Annotated in this window: 5 protein-coding genes; 2 read left to right on the top strand and 3 right to left on the bottom strand. The window is 63.7% G+C overall.

Going from position 1 to position 16,846, the window contains the following annotated elements; all coding sequences use genetic code 11:
* The first annotated feature begins 776 nt into the window (after positions 1-776).
* Positions 777-1,247 (top strand): hypothetical protein, encoded by a 471-nt coding sequence (locus ACKN61_RS02335; protein WP_408952124.1) that lies wholly within the window; start codon positions 777-779, stop codon positions 1,245-1,247.
* Here ACKN61_RS02335 and ACKN61_RS02330 read toward each other — a convergent pair.
* The 3 genes from ACKN61_RS02330 to ACKN61_RS02320 form a co-directional block, all read right to left on the bottom strand.
* A complete protein-coding gene (locus ACKN61_RS02330) occupies positions 1,237-1,839 on the bottom strand; it encodes a hypothetical protein (RefSeq protein ID WP_408952123.1) in 603 nt (200 codons plus the stop codon). The two genes, ACKN61_RS02335 and ACKN61_RS02330, sit on opposite strands and share 11 nt — an antisense overlap.
* A gap of 201 nt (positions 1,840-2,040) precedes the next feature.
* Positions 2,041-5,793, bottom strand: coding sequence for a hypothetical protein (locus tag ACKN61_RS02325; protein ID WP_408952122.1), 3,753 nt, complete (start codon positions 5,791-5,793; stop codon positions 2,041-2,043).
* Complete coding sequence (locus ACKN61_RS02320; protein ID WP_408952121.1) at positions 5,793-14,810, bottom strand: DUF6923 family protein; 9,018 nt, start codon at positions 14,808-14,810, stop codon at positions 5,793-5,795. Before ACKN61_RS02320 ends, ACKN61_RS02325 begins: the two co-directional genes overlap by 1 nt.
* Before the next feature lie 874 nt (positions 14,811-15,684).
* On the opposite strand from ACKN61_RS02320, the gene ACKN61_RS02315 reads away from it, so the two are divergent.
* The gene (locus ACKN61_RS02315; protein WP_408952120.1) at positions 15,685-16,239 is read left to right on the top strand and encodes a hypothetical protein; all 555 of its coding nucleotides are present in this window, start codon (positions 15,685-15,687) and stop codon (positions 16,237-16,239) included.
* The last annotated feature ends 607 nt before the right edge of the window (positions 16,240-16,846 follow it).

Here is a 16,846-nt window from a genome sequence, read left to right as displayed (position 1 = left end):
AATCAAGCATGGCCGGGCGCGCCGAGGGCTCGGCATGCGGATCACGCTGGGGCGGTGTGGCCACGGCATAAAGACACTCTGGAGCCGCGGAAAATAGGTGCAAGCGTTCGAGCCGCTCGCAGCAGCTGCGCCGATCGTTTTGTAGATTCCCTTTTTGCCCCTTCCTTTCTAGGTCAGCGCTAAGGAGGTGACACCCCAGGCAACGCTATCAGATAGAGCGCGCACTACTTCTGTGGATTAGTGCTCATAACGTGGGACGCTCACGATTTCTCACTGGTAAACAGTTGCGTGAGGCTGAACCGTTATGGAAGCAAGCCACGTGAATAGTTCATCTCGGCAAACGGACTGTCGCCTTCGCTGTGAGGCTTACCCGCGTCCTCCGACGGACGGCTGAAGAACGCGTGGCATCCAGGATCAAGATCGATCCGTTCCAACATCGAAAGTGCCTGAACTCACGAGGAAACTGTCTTCTGATGCGGCTGTATCACTCAGCCACAGGTTAAGGAATGCCAGCTTGAAGTGCGCTCGACTTGCAAAGGAAACCGGTACATTGCTGCAAGATCAGGAGCAATAGCCTCTTGGCGTTAAATGGAAGCTCTGTGATTTGCATACCCGGTGAAGTCGTGGACGAAAGAAGAGAGGATGTCGACATGATTTTTCGGACATCGCCCCAGCGTGCCGCCCGGTCCCGGTGGTGGGCGGCCGCGCCTCTGATTTACGGGTTGGCCGGAGCGATGTCTTCGGCTGGGGCCCAGACAGTCACGAACACCGCCTCGGTGTCCGTGCCAGCCAACCGCATAGATTCCACGAGGGAGAACAACGCCTCGTTCGACACGGACGCACTACTGGCGCCGCAACTGACGCTGGCGAAGACCATCGTCGGTGACTCGTTCAGTGGCAGGAACGGCACCGATACGCTGCAGGTAACCAATGGCAGCACGCCAACCCACCCCGCAGCGACATCCGGCGTGATTAGCATCGAAGACGCCCTGCCCGTCGAACTGGCGCTTGTCTCCGGTGCGGCAGCCAATTGGGCCTGGGCGGAGGTCGGCCAGGTCGTTACCTGCATCAGCGCGCCCCCATCGCGATGGGCAGCAGTAGCGCCGTATCGAAGATGCTACCGCTATGCGTCGATCGATCGAGTCGACCCGTCGTCTGTCGCGCTCCGTACTCGGCTCACCGCCCTGCCGGTGTCCGCAAGGGCGCGCGCTCATGAGCAACCATCGGACCTGGAAACTACGCCATAAGCGACGACGGGGCGATAATGTCAGGGCGTACAAGGTCGACCGCTTCAATAAGCCCACAGTCGCTCGCAACAGCGTGGTCCGCGGCTTCCCAGAAAATCGGGAGCCAGCCTCGTGGGAAGACGCGATTCAACTGTGATCGCATTGCCCCATGCTCGGCAGCATCAGCACGCAATCGCCTCAGTGCCTCGCAGCTTAAAAATAAGATACGGTCGTCGCCGGGCACGACGCTCTCATGGCGAGACGGCCCGCGAACAATCTTCCCGAGCATGAGGTCCCGCCAATCGGTCATGTACTGGCCGAAATCGGGCATCGCTTCTAGTGCAGAAAATCGGCAGTTGCCCGTATACCAGCAGTTGCGTAGCAGACCCGACACTTTGGCCATGTTGTGCGCGTGAGTCTGGCTAAGACTCATCCCACCGGGACGAGCGCGGCCGCCATTCAACAGTAACGTTTTCAGCTTGGTCGAGGCGTCCGGGTCCAATCCTAGCTGCAGGGCTAAACGCTCGATGGACGCATCGCGGCTCATGAGGTCGAAGTACATGCTGTTCACTTCGGCCGGCGCAAACGGGTGATAAGTGACGTGAATACCCATGAAGCGTTACGTCCTTAGGCTGGCCGACAGCGCGCAACGGACAATGCCCTTTCCAGCAGGGCTACTCACGATCAATCCCGCCCCATTTTGGCGTGAAGCCGGAATCCAGCCCTGGATCAACCGCCAGCGCACGCCCCTTCGGGGGCGTGCCGTCCAAAGGCCAGGAAGCTCATGTCGCACGAACCGTTTGTATTCGTGCAACTAGTACTTGCCGACCACATTAAGGAATACGCCACGGTGGTCATAGTCGAAATCGGTCAGGTCATCGCTGAACTCGGTGAAGTTGTAGCCCAGGCCAATGCGGAAGTTTTGACCGATGTCACGGTCGATGCCAAATAGCACGCCTTGCTTGTCGCCGCCGTCTTTCACAGCCAACCAGCGGTACTCGGCTAAGGCGTGCCAGACGCCACCAAATTCATAGCGAACTTGGCCGGCGGCAAACGTCGCGGCCGAGTCGGCCCACTCGCCCTGCAGTCGTCCAGTGCGCACCTCGCCCTCGCGGCGCATCAGCTTGACCGCGTATTCCCAGCGGTTGTCGGGGTTGTACACGCCCTCGAAGGCCAGCACTTGACTGCGCTGGTCGTACTCGGCGCGATTCGGGCCCTCCTGCTCCAAAGCCGACACGTCGTACAGATAGGTGTATTTGCCCAGCAGCGCCCAGCGGGTGCTGTCGAACGGCCGCCACGCAAAACCCAGATTGGCTTCGATGAACTTCGCGCCCGCCTCGGCCAGGATCTGATCTTCGGTCTTGGAGTAGTTGACCCTCGCGGCCACGCGGAAGCTTTCGCTGAACTTGTGCAGCACTCGGTTGGTGCTGACCCATTGCTCGCGCTGCTCGGCGCCGGAATCGCGCCGCCACTCGAGCTTGCTCTGCCATTGCGTATTGGACGTGGTATGCCCGCCGCTGAGGCTGATCGCGTCGCGATCGACCTGGCCGATGTCCTTATCCAACTCGGCCGATTGCAGGGTAAAGCCCAGATTCCAGTTCTGCGCAGGGAAGAAATCCATGCCGAACGTGTGGGCGATGCCCGAGGCGTCCGGTTCTTTCAAGAACTGGCTCTCATTGAACAAGTTGACCTGGTTCGACAGGCGCCAGCGCTGGCCGAATGTCCAGCCCGGTGTCTGACGGCGGTTGAACAGCGGGTCGTACTCGCTGCGGTCGGTCGAGTGCGTGTAGGCACCATAGAAGCTGTGATCGGGCGTGAGCCGGTACTCGGCATTGATCTGTGCCGCATCCCCGCGATCCCCGCTGGTCAGCTCGGCACCCACACTGGAAAGATCGCCGAACAGGTACTTGCCGCCGAGGGTCACCGCGTCGTTGTCCCGGTATTTTCCATCGTCGTCGTCGACGGTTTTCTGGGCCGTCCCGTACAACTCCCAGGTGCTGCCGATCCGGCGCAGGTACCGCAGCGCCGCCAAAGTGCCCGCCGCGTCGGAGAAGGGGCCTCCGCCGCCATGTTCCTCGTCGACCCGGCGCAGCTCGGCACTGAGCGTATTGTTCTCATCGATGCGCCATTCGCCGGTGATCTGCGCTTGAGTGAGGGAGTCCAAGCCGCGTTCGGCGCGGCTGTAGCGCGAGTACAGTTGGAAGCGCGGACCGAACATGCCGATCAACTCGGCGCCACGCTCCTCGATCGACAAGCCCTGATCGAAGCGGCTGATCGAGTAGCCGTTGTCGACCTTGCGCCACCAGGCGGCCATCGCCCAATCGTCCTGGGTCCAGCCCAGTTCCTTGAAGTTGACTCGCGCCTCGACCGCTCGCGCATCGCCTTCGCGTGCCCCTAAGGCCGCATTGCGCTGGGTGAAGCTCAGGCCGCCGTTGCTGGAGAAGAACACCGGCGCACTGGTGGCCTGGGTACGGCTTTGCTCCAATTTGAGGTAGGTGCCACGCCCGGCTTGCAGGGTGATGTCGGCACCTTTGAGCGTGTAGTCCTCGCCTGCGCGGTTTTCGTCCACATAGGTCGCGCCCACCGCGAGGTGCTCGCCGAACCAATGCTTGCCGCGCACGCCCGCGGTCACGTCGTCGGGGTCGAAACCCGTTGGCACGTACTCGTAGTCGACCAGCAGCACTTGGCTCAAGCCGTCGAGCGGGGTGTCGATGGTCAGTCGCGGCAAGTTGAACTTGTCGGCGCGGGTCAGCAACGGCCGCGACAGTTCGATCCGTCCCTGCATTTCGTTGATGGTGTAGTCGGCGCCGCGGTGCAGCTCGATACGGTTTTCGACCCGGCCGGTGGTGTCGTCGCGCACCTCGATGACCAGGCGCTCCGACCCCGGCAGCACGTCGGTGTGCTTGAGGTAGTACAGGCTGGCGCCGGTTCCGAGGAACTCGCTATGACCCGGTGCGGTCTGCGCCTCCGACACGAAGGCGCGCAGCTCGGTGCCAGGTTCGCCCAGTGCGGTATTGCGCTGGGAGCGCCACGCAAACGCGCCGCCATACAGTGCACGCGAGTACTGGCCGTACTCCGTGCCGGTAATGCCGGTGTTGAAGTTGCCCCACAACGCTTGGTTCTTGTCCCAGTCCACACGCAGGTACAAGCGACCTTGGGTGTCGACGTCGCGGTAGACGGTGGAATCGTCGCCGTACACCGGGTAGTACAGGTTCGGATCGAGCCGGCGGAAGATGTCCTGCGGGTCGGCATCCCAGAAGCCGTTGAACAGTTCGCTTATTTCGCGTTCCTGGGTATCGGCCTGCGCGGTGACCAAGTACTTGCCGCGGACCTTGCCCTTCAAATAGAACGCCAAGCGTCCGTCGACCAGCAAACTATCGTCCAGCCGGTCGGCGTCGGCGCCGAGCGCCTCCACCGAACCCGACGCGCTGTTTTTGGATACGGTCACGTCGGCCAAGGCCACCGCAAACAGGTAGCGGCCGCTGACGTCGATATCGAGCTGGCGCTTGAACTGGCCTCCCTTGCCCTCCACCGCGACCTCGAAGCGATGCTGCCCCACCGGCACCAGGTACTCGGCGACCAGCTTTCGCTCCAGATCCACCGGGTGCGACTGGCCGTTGATGGTGACGCTGGTCTCCGCCGGCAGGTTGCGGCCCTGGATGCGAATGCGCGAGCCGTAAATCGGGATGTTCTGCTGTCGCAGGCTATTCTCGCCGAACGCGCTGTCGACCAGGCTCTGCTGTTGGGCCTGCTCGCTGTTGAAGGCATCGCCGTAACGCTGCTCGATCGCCCGGCGCAGTTGTTGCGCGCCACGCTCGGCCTCTTCGGGGCGCACCAGTTGCAGTTTGCGGGGGAAGGTTTCGTCGTAGGCGCCGTTGTCGCCATGGGCGCGCACGATGTACACCAGCTCATCGCCGGCGCGCAGGTGCATCGATTCCGGCAGTTCGCCGCTCCACTCGGTGCTGCCGGTGGCGCCGCCTGTCAACGGCACGGTCGCGACCGGCTCGACGAGATCCACATCGCTGGCGCGGTAAATCAGCACCTCGCTGCGACGGATGAAGGCCGAGTAGTTGTTCTGCATGTAGAACTGCACCGGCTTGACCACCCGGCGGCCATCGAATGCCACCAGGCTCGGCGCCGATACATTCAGTTCGGGCTGGCCGAGATTGGGATCTTCGGTCGCCCAGATCACGCCGCCACCGGGCAATTGTGCCGACCATTTGCCGGTCGCCACCGCACGGCCCGGTTGACCGTCGCGCGATACCTCGACACGGCGATCGGGCTGCAGCACTTCGGCCGCGGCACGCGGGTTGGCCCCTTCGACGCTCGGCTCGCGCTCGCCCCGGGTGTACACGCGCATCACCAGGCCGTTTGCGTCGCCGCAGCCGTCCTTCCCGCACGACACCGCGTCCGCTGACGCTTGTCCTGCGGGCGCCTCAGCCGATGCCGCCGCCGGTTGCGCCGGCGTGGCGGAAGCAGGCTCCTGAGTCTGTGCGGTCGCTTGCGTTGAAAGACTCGCAATCACGCAGATCAGGGAGTAGTCCAGCAGCTTCAATTTGAGGCTCATCACGGCGTCCTCCCCTGGCTGCGCACTATGGGCGCTTGCGGATCGCTCTCGACACGGACCGTCAACTTCGCTCGTACGGCCGGGCTCAACTTCGCCGCGATGGCTTCTTGCACCGCCTTGGCCCGCGCCAATCCCAACCGATCGTTGGAGGCAACGTCGCCGCGGACATCGGCGTAACCGACCACACTGACCGTGCCGCTGCCGCGCCGTTCGATATCGGCGGCCATGGCCTCGATCAAGCTTCGGTACTGCGGTCGGATCCGCGCCTGTCCGGTATCGAACAACACCGTGCCCAGCCTCGGCGAGTCGCCGAGCGTGGCAAGCGCTTCGCCACCCTCCAGATCGCTGCGCAGGGTGACTTTCAGCGACTGGGCCTGCTCGGCCGGCAACTTCGCCAGCAGCGCCTCACGAACGGCCTTAGCCCGCTCGTAAGCCAGCGTCTGGGTTTCGCCGTTCGCGGCAATCACCACCTCCCCGCCGCGATGACGTTCGACCTGCTCGGCCATGTTCGCGATCACCGGCTGGTACTTCGCGCCGATGACGGCACTGCCGGGCTCGAAGATCACTTCGTCCAGACGCATCTCCACCGCTTCCGGCGCCGCGTCCAGCGTGCCCGGAGGCAGCTTGGCACCGAAGTCGAAGCGCACCGGCAGGCCTGGGGTGATGCGGCGCACCAGCGGGTTGGCCGTCGTCATGACCGTGCCCGGAGGCAACGTCGCCGGATCGAGCTTGAGGATGAAGTTGCGGCCGCGTTCCCACGATCCGCCCAACACACCTTCCAGGTGATAGCGACCGAACGGATCGGTTTCGATCAACAGGCCCTCCACCGACGCAATGCGCACGCCGGGAATGCCGCGTTCGTCGATGCCGTCGTTGTAGACCGCGTACTCCACGCGCACGCCGCCTTCGACTTGGCTGATGCGACGCTCCACCCGCGGCGCACCGCCATGGAGGCCCTTCGCCGCGCGACCGTTGCGCTCGACGCGGCCGGTGCCGTCTGCGCTCAGGCGCAACCCGGTGCCGCTGCCGCTGGTCAAAGCAAAGTCGTCGGTGAATTTCGGCTCGCGCAAGGTTTGAGCGATCACCACCACCGGCGCCGGATCGGCCTCGGAGCCGCGGCCCGGCAGCGTGCCGACGGTGATGCCGTGCAGCAACGGCGCACTCGCATCGGCCAGCGGCTGCGGACCGTCGCCACGATCGATCGTGGTCGAACCCGGCACGTACGCATCGGCTGCGAACCCGCCCTGGACCCGCAGGTCCTCCAGCGTGGCCGGATCCTGCCAGCCATCGCCGTCGCGGTCGTCGAACACGGTGCCCAGCAGCAAGGACTCGTCGAGCAGCGGATCGGACACCAGCCGCACCTCGGCCTGCGCCTGGTTGGATACGGTGCGGCCGTTGTCCTGCATGAGCGCGCGGTTGACGTGCACGCCCGGACGCACACCGGCACCGACCCGCAGCATGTACGCCACCGTCGCGCGCCCGCCGCGGGCGATGTCGATTTGATCGACACGGATGGGATACGTGCCGGTCTGGCGACCGCCGCCGTCACGATCGACCACGATCAGCGAATTGCTGACGTAGGTGAATCCCGGCGGCGGGGTGTCCATCAAGGCCGCATCGACCGCGTCGGCTTGACCGACGTTCTCGATGGTCAGGGTGTAGCGCACCAGATCGCCGATCCGCACGTCGCGCGGCTGGGCGGTCTTGCTGACGCGCAACTGCACGTCGCCAACGATGGTCGCGCGGACCGTCGACGGATTCGAGCGCAGGCCCGTGGTATCGGCCACGGTGTACTGGATCGGCGTGACCGCGCCCACGAAGCCGGGCACCGGCATGAAGGTCAGCGTCCCGTTCGGGTTCACCGTCCAGGTGCCCTCGCCCGGCACGACCAGGGTCTTGCCGTCGCCGCCGGCACCGACCAACAGGATCGAGGTCGGATCGATGTTGTTGTCGGGATCGCTGTCGTTGGCCAGCACCGGAATGATCAGCGGTTCGCCGGCCACACCGGTAACCTGCTCGCCGTCCGGGTTCGCGACCGGCGGGCTGCCGGTGACTTGCACGGTCACCGTGGCGGTGTCGCACACCGGCGTCGGCGTGGACGAATCGCACACTTGATAAACGAACGTGTCGGGGCCCAGATAGCCCGGCGCCGGCGTATAGGTCACCGTCCCGTCGGGGTTCAAGGTCACCGTGCCGTTCGCCGGCAACGTCGGGAAGGTGATCGACGCCGGATTCAGCGGCGAGCCGGTGGTGCTGTCGTTGCCCAGTATCGGGATCGTCACCGGCGTATTGGCCGGTGTGCTCGCCGTGTCGTCTTCAGCGGTCACCTGGTTGGGTTGCACGGTCACCGTCACGGTCGCCGTCGCGCAGTTGCTCGGATTGATCGTTTCGCAGACCTGATAGGTGTAAGTGTCGGTACCAGAGAAGCCCGGGTTCGGCGTGTAAGTGATCGTGCCGTCCGGATTCACCGTCACGGTACCGTTCGCCGGCGGCGTAGGCACCGTCACCGCCACTTGGGTGGGGTCGATCGGCACGCCGTTGAGCGTGTCGTTCAACAACACCGGGGTGACCACCGGCGTGTTCTGCGGGGTGGTCGCGGTGTCGGGCGTCGCTACGATCGGCGCGGCACTGACCACGACGGTCGCGGTGGTGGTTGCGCAGTTGCTCGGGTTAAGCACCTCGCACACGGTGTACGGATAGGTGTAAGTGCCTGCCGGCGTGCCTGGCGCGATCGTGATCGTGCCGTCGGGGTTCATGCTCAGGCCCGGATTCGGGCTCGCGCCCGGGGTCAGCACCGCATTGCCGCCCGCACCGACCGTGATCGGCTGGCCGTTGAGGGTGTCGTTGCTGATCACCGTCGGCGTGGTGCCGCCGCTGCTGCCGTTGATCGGCGTACCGCTGAAATCGTCCGGCACCGCGACGATCGGCGCGGCGCTGACCACGACGGTCGCGGTGGTGGTCGCGCAGTTGCTCGGGTTAAGCACCTCGCACACGGTGTACGGATAGGTGTAAGTGCCTGCCGGCGTGCCTGGCGCGATCGTGATCGTGCCGTCGGGGTTCATGCTCAGGCCCGGATTCGGGCTCGCGCCCGGGGTCAGCACCGCATTGCCGCCCGCACCGACCGTGATCGGCTGGCCGTTGAGGGTGTCGTTGCTGATCACCGTCGGCGTGGTGCCGCCGCTGCTGCCGTTGATCGGCGTACCGCTGAAATCGTCCGGCACCGCGACGATCGGCGCGGCGCTGACCACGACGGTCGCGGTGGTGGTCGCGCAGTTGCTCGGGTTAAGCACCTCGCACACGGTGTACGGATAGGTGTAAGTGCCTGCCGGCGTGCCTGGCGCGATCGTGATCGTGCCGTCGGGGTTCATGCTCAGGCCCGGATTCGGGCTCGCGCCCGGGGTCAGCACCGCATTGCCGCCCGCACCGACCGTGATCGGCTGGCCGTTGAGGGTGTCGTTGCTGATCACCGTCGGCGTGGTGCCGCCGCTGCTGCCGTTGATCGGCGTACCGCTGAAATCGTCCGGCACCGCGACGATCGGCGCGGCGCTGACCACGACGGTCGCGGTGGTGGTCGCGCAGTTGCTCGGGTTGATCACCTCGCACACGGTATACGGATAGGTGTAGGTGCCTGCCGGCGTGCCTGGCGCGACAGTGATCGTGCCGTCGGGGTTCATGCTCAGGCCCGGATTCGGGCTCGCGCCCGGGGTCAGCACCGCATTGCCGCCCGCACCGACCGTGATCGGCTGGCCGTTGAGGGTGTCGTTGCTGATCACCGTCGGCGTGGTGCCGCCGCTGCTGCCGTTGATCGGCGTACCGCTGAAATCGTCCGGCACCGCGACGATCGGCGCGGCGCTGACCACGACGGTCGCGGTGGTGGTCGCGCAGTTGCTCGGGTTGATCACCTCGCACACGGTATACGGATAGGTGTAGGTGCCTGCCGGCGTGCCTGGCGCGACAGTGATCGTGCCGTCGGGGTTCATGCTCAGGCCCGGATTCGGGCTCGCGCCCGGGGTCAGCACCGCATTGCCGCCCGCACCGACCGTGATCGGCTGGCCGTTGAGGGTGTCGTTGCTGATCACCGTCGGCGTGGTGCCGCCGCTGCTGCCGTTGATCGGCGTACCGCTGAAATCGTCCGGCACCGCGACGATCGGCGCGGCGCTGACCACGACGGTCGCGGTGGTGGTCGCGCAGTTGCTCGGGTTGATCACCTCGCACACGGTATACGGATAGGTGTAGGTGCCTGCCGGCGTGCCTGGCGCGACAGTGATCGTGCCGTCGGGGTTCATCGTCAAACCCGGATTCGGGCTCACGCCCGGGGTCAGCACCGCATTGCCACCCGGACCGACCGTGACCGGCTGGCCGTTGAGGGTGTCGTTGCTGAGCACCGACGGTGTGGTGCCGCCGCCGGCGCCGTTGATGGGTGGGGCGCTGTAATCATCGGGGTTGGCGACCAAATCCGACGGATCGACGGTCACCGTCGCGATGGCGGTGGCGCAGTTGGTCGGATTGGCCAACTCACAAATCGTGTACGGATAGCTGTAGGTACCGGCTGGCGTGCCCGGCGCGACGGTGATCGTGCCGTCCGGGTTCATGCTCAAGTTCGGATTGGGACTGGGGCCCGGGGTCAACGCAACGTTGCCGCCAGGGCCAACCGTGACGGGCTGACCGTTCAACGTGTCGTTGGCCAGCACACTCGGCGTGGTCCCACCCGCGCCGCCATTGATGGCCGGCGGATTGTCGGCGTTGGCACTGATCGGCTGAGCGCCGGCCGTCGCGGGTGCATCGTCGGTGTTGTTGCCCGGCACCGGATCCGTCGTGCCCGGCGGCAAGGTCGCGGTCGCGGAGTTGTTGAACGCGCCACCGGTCGGCCCGACGGTGGCCGTGACCGTGATGGTCGCGGTTGCACCTACCGCCAGACTGCCGAGGGTGCACGGGAATGCGGTACAGCCCGCGCCGCTGATCGCTGTAATGGTGATATTGGTCGGCGTGTCGTTAACGACAACGCCGGTGGCGATCGACGGACCGTTGTTGGTCACCACGATCTGATATTGCACCGTTTGCCCGGCGATGATCACACCGGTGGTGGTCAGCGTTTTCTGCGTTACCACGTCCGCGGTCGGCGTGGTCGTCCCACCGTCGGTGCTGGTGTTGTTGCCCGGCGTGGGATCGGTAATGCCCGGCGGCAAGGTGGCGGTCGCGGAGTTGGAGAATGCGCCGTCGGCGCCGATGGTGCCGGTGACGGTAATCGTCGCCGAAGCGCCGGCTGCAATGCTGGCGATGGTGCACGGCAGCGCCGTGCAAGCACCGCTCACCGCAGTCACGGTCATGTTGGTCGGCGTATCGGCCACCTGCACGCTCGTTGCAGCGGACGGGCCGTTGTTGGTGACCACGATGTCGTACGTAACGGCTTGACCAACGACATACGGCCCAGCGGTCGTCAAGGTCTTGACCACCGCAATGTCAGCGGTCGGTGTGGTCGTACCACCGTCGGTGCCGGTGTTGTTGCCCGGCGTGGGATCGGTCGTGCCCGGCGGCAAGGTCGCGGTCGCGGAGTTGGAGAACGCGCCGTCGGCGCTGATGGTGCCGGTGACGGTGATCGTCGCCGAAGCGCCGGCTGCGATGCTGGCGATGGTGCACGGCAAGGCCGTGCAAGCGCCGCTCACCGCAGTCACGGTCATGTTGGTCGGCGTATCGGCCACCTGCACGCTCGTTGCCGCCGAGGGGCCGTTATTGGTGACCACGATGTCGTAGCTTACGGCTTGGCCAACGAGGTACGGCCCAGCGGTCGTCAAGGTCTTGACCACCGCGATGTCAGCAGTCGGTGTGGTCGTGCCACCATCGGTGCCGGTGTTGTTGCCCGGCGTGGGATCAGTCGTGCCCGGCGGCAAGGTCGCGGTCGCGGAGTTCGAGAACGCGCCGTCGGCGTTGATGGTGCCGGTAACGGTGACCGTCGCCGAAGCGCCGGCTGCGATGCTGGCGATGGTGCACGGCAGCGCCGTACAAGCGCCGCTCACCGCAGTCACGGTCATGTTGGTCGGCGTATCGGCCACCTGCACGCTCGTTGCAGCGGACGGGCCGTTGTTGGTGACCACGATGTCGTACGTAACGGCTTGACCAACGACATACGGCCCAGCGGTCGTCAAGGTCTTGACCACCGCAATGTCAGCGGTCGGTGTGGTCGTACCACCGTCGGTGCCGGTGTTGTTGCCCGGCGTGGGATCGGTCGTGCCCGGCGGCAAGGTCGCGGTCGCGGAGTTGGAGAACGCGCCGTCGGCGCTGATGGTGCCGGTGACGGTGATCGTCGCCGAAGCGCCGGCTGCGATGCTGGCGATGGTGCACGGCAAGGCCGTGCAAGCGCCGCTCACCGCAGTCACGGTCATGTTGGTCGGCGTATCGGCCACCTGCACGCTCGTTGCCGCCGAGGGGCCGTTATTGGTGACCACGATGTCGTAGCTTACGGCTTGGCCAACGAGGTACGGCCCAGCGGTCGTCAAGGTCTTGACCACCGCGATGTCAGCAGTCGGTGTGGTCGTACCCCCATCGGTGCCGGTGTTGTTGCCCGGCGTGGGATCGATCGTGCCCGGCGGCAAGGTCGCGGTCGCGGAGTTGGAGAACGCGCCGTCGGCGGTGATGGTGCCGGTAACGGTAACCGTCGCCGAAGACGCTGCTGCGATGCTCGCGATGGTGCATGGCAGCGCCGTGCAAGCGCCGGTCACCGCGGTCACGGTCATATTGGTCGGCGTGTCCGTTACCTGGACGTTAGATGCCGGCGACGGGCCGTTGTTGGTGACCACGATGTCGAACGACACGGTTTGGCCGATGAGGTACGGCCCGGCCGTGGTCAAGGTTTTGGCGACCGCTATATCGGCCGTCACGCTCGGCGTCACTGTAACGCTGGCGAAATCGTCGCCGGTGCCGTCGCCCGGGGTGGAATCGGGGTCCGGTTGGTCGACACCGGTGACCTCCGCGTTGTTGACGTAGGGGCCGGTGGGATTGACCGTCGCCACGATGGTGCGCACGGCGCTTGCGCCGCTAACGACCGTACCGACCGCCCACACGCCGGTGCCCGGCGTATACGTACCCGGCCCAGCCGAGGACACGAAGGTGTAGCCGGCCGGCAACAGGTCGGTGATCACCACATTGGTGGCGTCGGACGGACCGGCATTGTTGACCGTCAAGGTGAAGGTGACGTTGGTACCGACCGCAGCGGCGGCATTGTCGACGGCCTTGCTGAACGATAGGTCGGAAATCGGTATGAGGGTGTTGATGAAGGTGCAGGTGAGGTCGTCGCCCGCCACCGGTGTCACATTGAAGCTGGTGCCGCTGCCCGTCGGTGTCTGCCCGCCGCCCAGGGCGTTCGTACAGGCGTAGGTCGTCGTATAGCCCGCCAGGTTGGTCGCCCCAGCGCCAGCCTCGGACAAGGTGTGCGCACCACCGATGGTGGCCGGATTCAAGATGGCTACTTCTGTCGGTGTGTTGCTGCTGCCCGTTGTGGTGATCGTGCTGCCGCCGCTTGGCCCGAGGATTTGCAATGTGAACTGGTCGCTCGCGACGGCGCGCCCTGCGGGCAGGGATTTTTGCAGACGCAGAATCGGCTGTCGGCTATTGGTGAAAGTACAAACGATTTCCGCGCCGAGCGCCGTGGCAGCAGCATCCAGCGTCACCGTGCGGGCGGCTAGGTTCGGTGTCGCGGTACCGCCGGCCGCCATGCCGGTACAGGTGATATCCGTGACTAGGTAGCCAGCCACCGCCGCTTCGGTGATGGTCGTGGCCACGCCTGCCGTCGTTAGCGTCTGCCTCGCGCCGTTAACCGGCGTGCCGGCCGCGGCCGTGGTCAATGTTTGTGCAGCGATGCCGTTGCTGCCAGTGAAGCCAAAGCTGCCGACGCCACCGAGGCTGATCTTGCTCAGCGTTACCCACGGCCTGTGATCGTCGCTGTCGGTCGCCTGATTGTTCGCAGGGGTGGTTTCAGTGGTACCGGGGCCAGGCGCGACCGTCGCGGTATTGGTAAGCGGACCGGTAAAGGCCGCGGGCACCGTGACCGTCATCAAATAGGTCACGGACCCACCGACCGGTAAGTCGACGGTCAAATCATTGATCGCACCCGTGCCGCTTGCAGTGCAGATGCCGCCGGCAGTGCCGGTGCAAGTCCAGCTGGCCGTCGTGATGCCGACCGGCAACGGATCGGTGACGTGCACGTTCTGCGCGCCGAATGGGCCGTTGTTGCGGACGACGATGGTGTAAACGACGTTGGTACCGGGGGTGTAGATGTCATTCGTCTGATCGACATTGCCGTTGACACCCGGCGTATTGGTTTTAGTGATAGCCAGATCAGAACCGAAGCTGATTGCTGCTGCCGGACAGTGCGCGCCATCGTTGTTAAATGCTCCAGGCGATCCTGAAATCAGGGTTTGCCCGCCGGTCGCCACATCAATTTTATAGAATCCGCCGGTATTGGCACTGCCGTACACCCCAGTTGATCCTCCGAACATAGAGCCGAAGAACAACGTTGTGTTTTGCGGGGTGCCAATGGCAACCACTTGGCCAGTAGTCGGGTTGATGGAATACAGCTGGCCAGTGTTGGTGCCAGCAGCTACCGCGTATATCAAGCCCCCTGACACTGCGAAGTCCGCACTTTGGATCGGTTGTGACAAGGTGATCGCGGTTGCGGTCAGCGTGCTAAGGTTGATCGCGTACAGGGTCGAGTTCAAAGTCCCTTCCCGTACATATAGGATGCCGCCGCTGGGAGTCGTCCCGCCAGCGTTGTAAGCCGCCGGGGGCAAGCCAGTAACCGGCCCTAACGAAACCACGCTACCGTCCGCACCAATCCGCACTAGCGTGTTAGTCGGAGTAGCGCCACCCATCGCGTAAATGTAGTTATCAACGGGGTTGTACCCCATCCCGTTGTAGATCATCGTGGGCAGACCTACCGGGGTGAACAAAAACGGATTGGTACTGGTGTTGACCGCTGTGAGCTGACTTGGGGCTCCGGCGACAGGGCCCTGCCCTAACCACATCCGGGCATCACAAGTCCCAAAATTCGGTTGCTGTCCGAATGCCGCCCCAGACCAAAACAACAATGCGAGTAGCGCCCATAGGCCATAGGCACGGCCGCGCTTCCGGGGAGTTCCCGTTCGATCCCTAGAAGCATCGAGCTCCATCGAATTCTCTGAGCGGGGCGGACAGTTTCCCGTGCTCGAAAGGATCGCAGACAACACACGCCCTCTCGACGCCAAGAGCTCGACTAGCTTCTTCATGATGCCCCCATCGGGATGGACTCTGCGTTCTATCCCGCAGAGGATCTTTACGTTCCGGCAAACTGAGACGCACGTTACAGCGACTGAGCAACGCTTAATTCCAGACCGAGGTTAGGGCGGCAGAAGCCCTTCCCCGCAAGGCTTAAATGGCTCGAATCCCCACCGGAGATTGCGTAAATATTTCGTTCGCGAACATGTACGCCAGGGCTCATCGCACCACAATCACCAAAGCTCACCACGAGATGAACGGCCCTTTTGGGCGTAGCCCATCAGTAGGCTATATAGGGGAGCACCGCCGTTCCAGGGGCTACACCGAGCCACTGAGGTCCGATAAATTCCTTACGCTCCTTGTACTAGAGGCAGATGTCGCTTTTGAGCGGGACATGAGTTACATCTACTCGCTATGGGGATTCACTCGTGTACCGCGCAACAGAGCACAGTCACGGGCGCTTGCGAGCCTTGGTCACGCAGGCTTTAACGACGTTAAAGAATTTGATAGCCGACGGTCGGGGCATCTATTAGCCATTCGCGTTAGTGCAGTTACGACAGACTTGACCGATGTGTCATCAAGGCGACCGCTCCAAGGGTCGAGCACATAACTAGGTCACCTCAGTTGTTTAGCCAGGAGGCCCTAATGATTTCTTCCTCGAATCTCGACGTTGTGTCTGCCCAGCTAAATGAGTTGCACCCGTTGGAGCGAGCGGTGGTCCGGCTGCTTGGCCGGGAGGGTTTCGAGCCCGAATTGATTATTGATGTCGTGCTGGCGACGCGAACGGCGATCCTCGTACACAGCATGGCAAAAGGCCATCCGAAGTTGAGCCGGATTGAACTCGCGAACTTACGCGACCGCGCGCAACATTGTGAGTCGATCACCAGGCTCACGAGAGAATTGATCGATATTCGAGACGTTGAATCCACGCTGGGATTCAAACTGGATCGCGTCCAACGTCGACGTGCGTTGGGTGCGAGGCAAAAAGGGCGAACGATCGAGGAAATTGCAGCTGCAATCCTGCGTCAGCCGAAGCATGAGGCGGCGGCGAAACGCGCGTTCCCTACGCTAAAGAAAATCCAGCGCGCGGAAATCTGGAGGTTGAACATTCAGCAGTTAGATACCGAGGACATCGTGGACCGGTTGCGCGACTCATTGCTTACGCCGCGTGATCATTCGGCGGTCAGATCAGCGAATTAGTCGATTGATCCAACATGAAGTGGGATACGGGCTCACTTCTCACTCAGGCCCTGTAGTTCACGTTTAAATCCTGAGAAATTTAAGGAGCTGCAACAGTTCCGATAGGATCTATGCCGCTCTCTTCTATGTGATAGCCGTTCGCGTGAACATCCGTTAGCAAACGTATTTGTGATTAGCCAATCACATACTTTCACGTGAATTCAGAGGTACTAGTAGCGCCACGAAGAGTCAGCGGCGCTCGCACGAACCCATTGCAGCGCACAAGCAGCACTCATCTCACCCTGCGCAGATTGAACGCGCCATCGTCTTCCATCGACAGTATGACGATTTCCGTTGCACAGAACGTCCACCCCATGTCTCAACACAACGTCGACCAGCTCGAAACCCTGGCCGATCTGTACGACGACATGTCCGACTGGCCATTCCGTCGCAGTAAGAACGCGGTCACGACGTCAACGGACGTTGGCTCAAGGCGCTGCACGACGAGTTGGTCGGCATCGCCAGCAGCTGCTACGTCAACGAGTTCGACCTGGAAGCGCCCTCGGATCAGGCCGAGCGCTGCTTCGCGCCGCACACTGGGACCGCTTGCAGGCGGTGCCCGCTCATT

The organism is Lysobacter sp. Hz25, from assembly GCF_046097045.1.
Lineage (GTDB): Bacteria > Pseudomonadota > Gammaproteobacteria > Xanthomonadales > Xanthomonadaceae > Lysobacter > Lysobacter antibioticus_B.
This window is presented reverse-complemented; position numbering and strand designations above follow the sequence as displayed.

What these genes read in the sequence shown, in the direction of transcription:
- ACKN61_RS02315 (WP_408952120.1), top strand. Translation starts at nt 15,685, where the DNA reads ATGATTTCTTCCTCGAATCTCGACGTTGTGTCTGCCCAGCTAAATGAG.
- ACKN61_RS02330 (WP_408952123.1), bottom strand. Translation starts at nt 1,839, where the DNA reads ATGGGTATTCACGTCACTTATCACCCGTTTGCGCCGGCCGAAGTGAAC.
- ACKN61_RS02320 (WP_408952121.1), bottom strand. Translation starts at nt 14,810, where the DNA reads ATGTGGTTAGGGCAGGGCCCTGTCGCCGGAGCCCCAAGTCAGCTCACA.
- ACKN61_RS02325 (WP_408952122.1), bottom strand. Translation starts at nt 5,793, where the DNA reads ATGAGCCTCAAATTGAAGCTGCTGGACTACTCCCTGATCTGCGTGATT.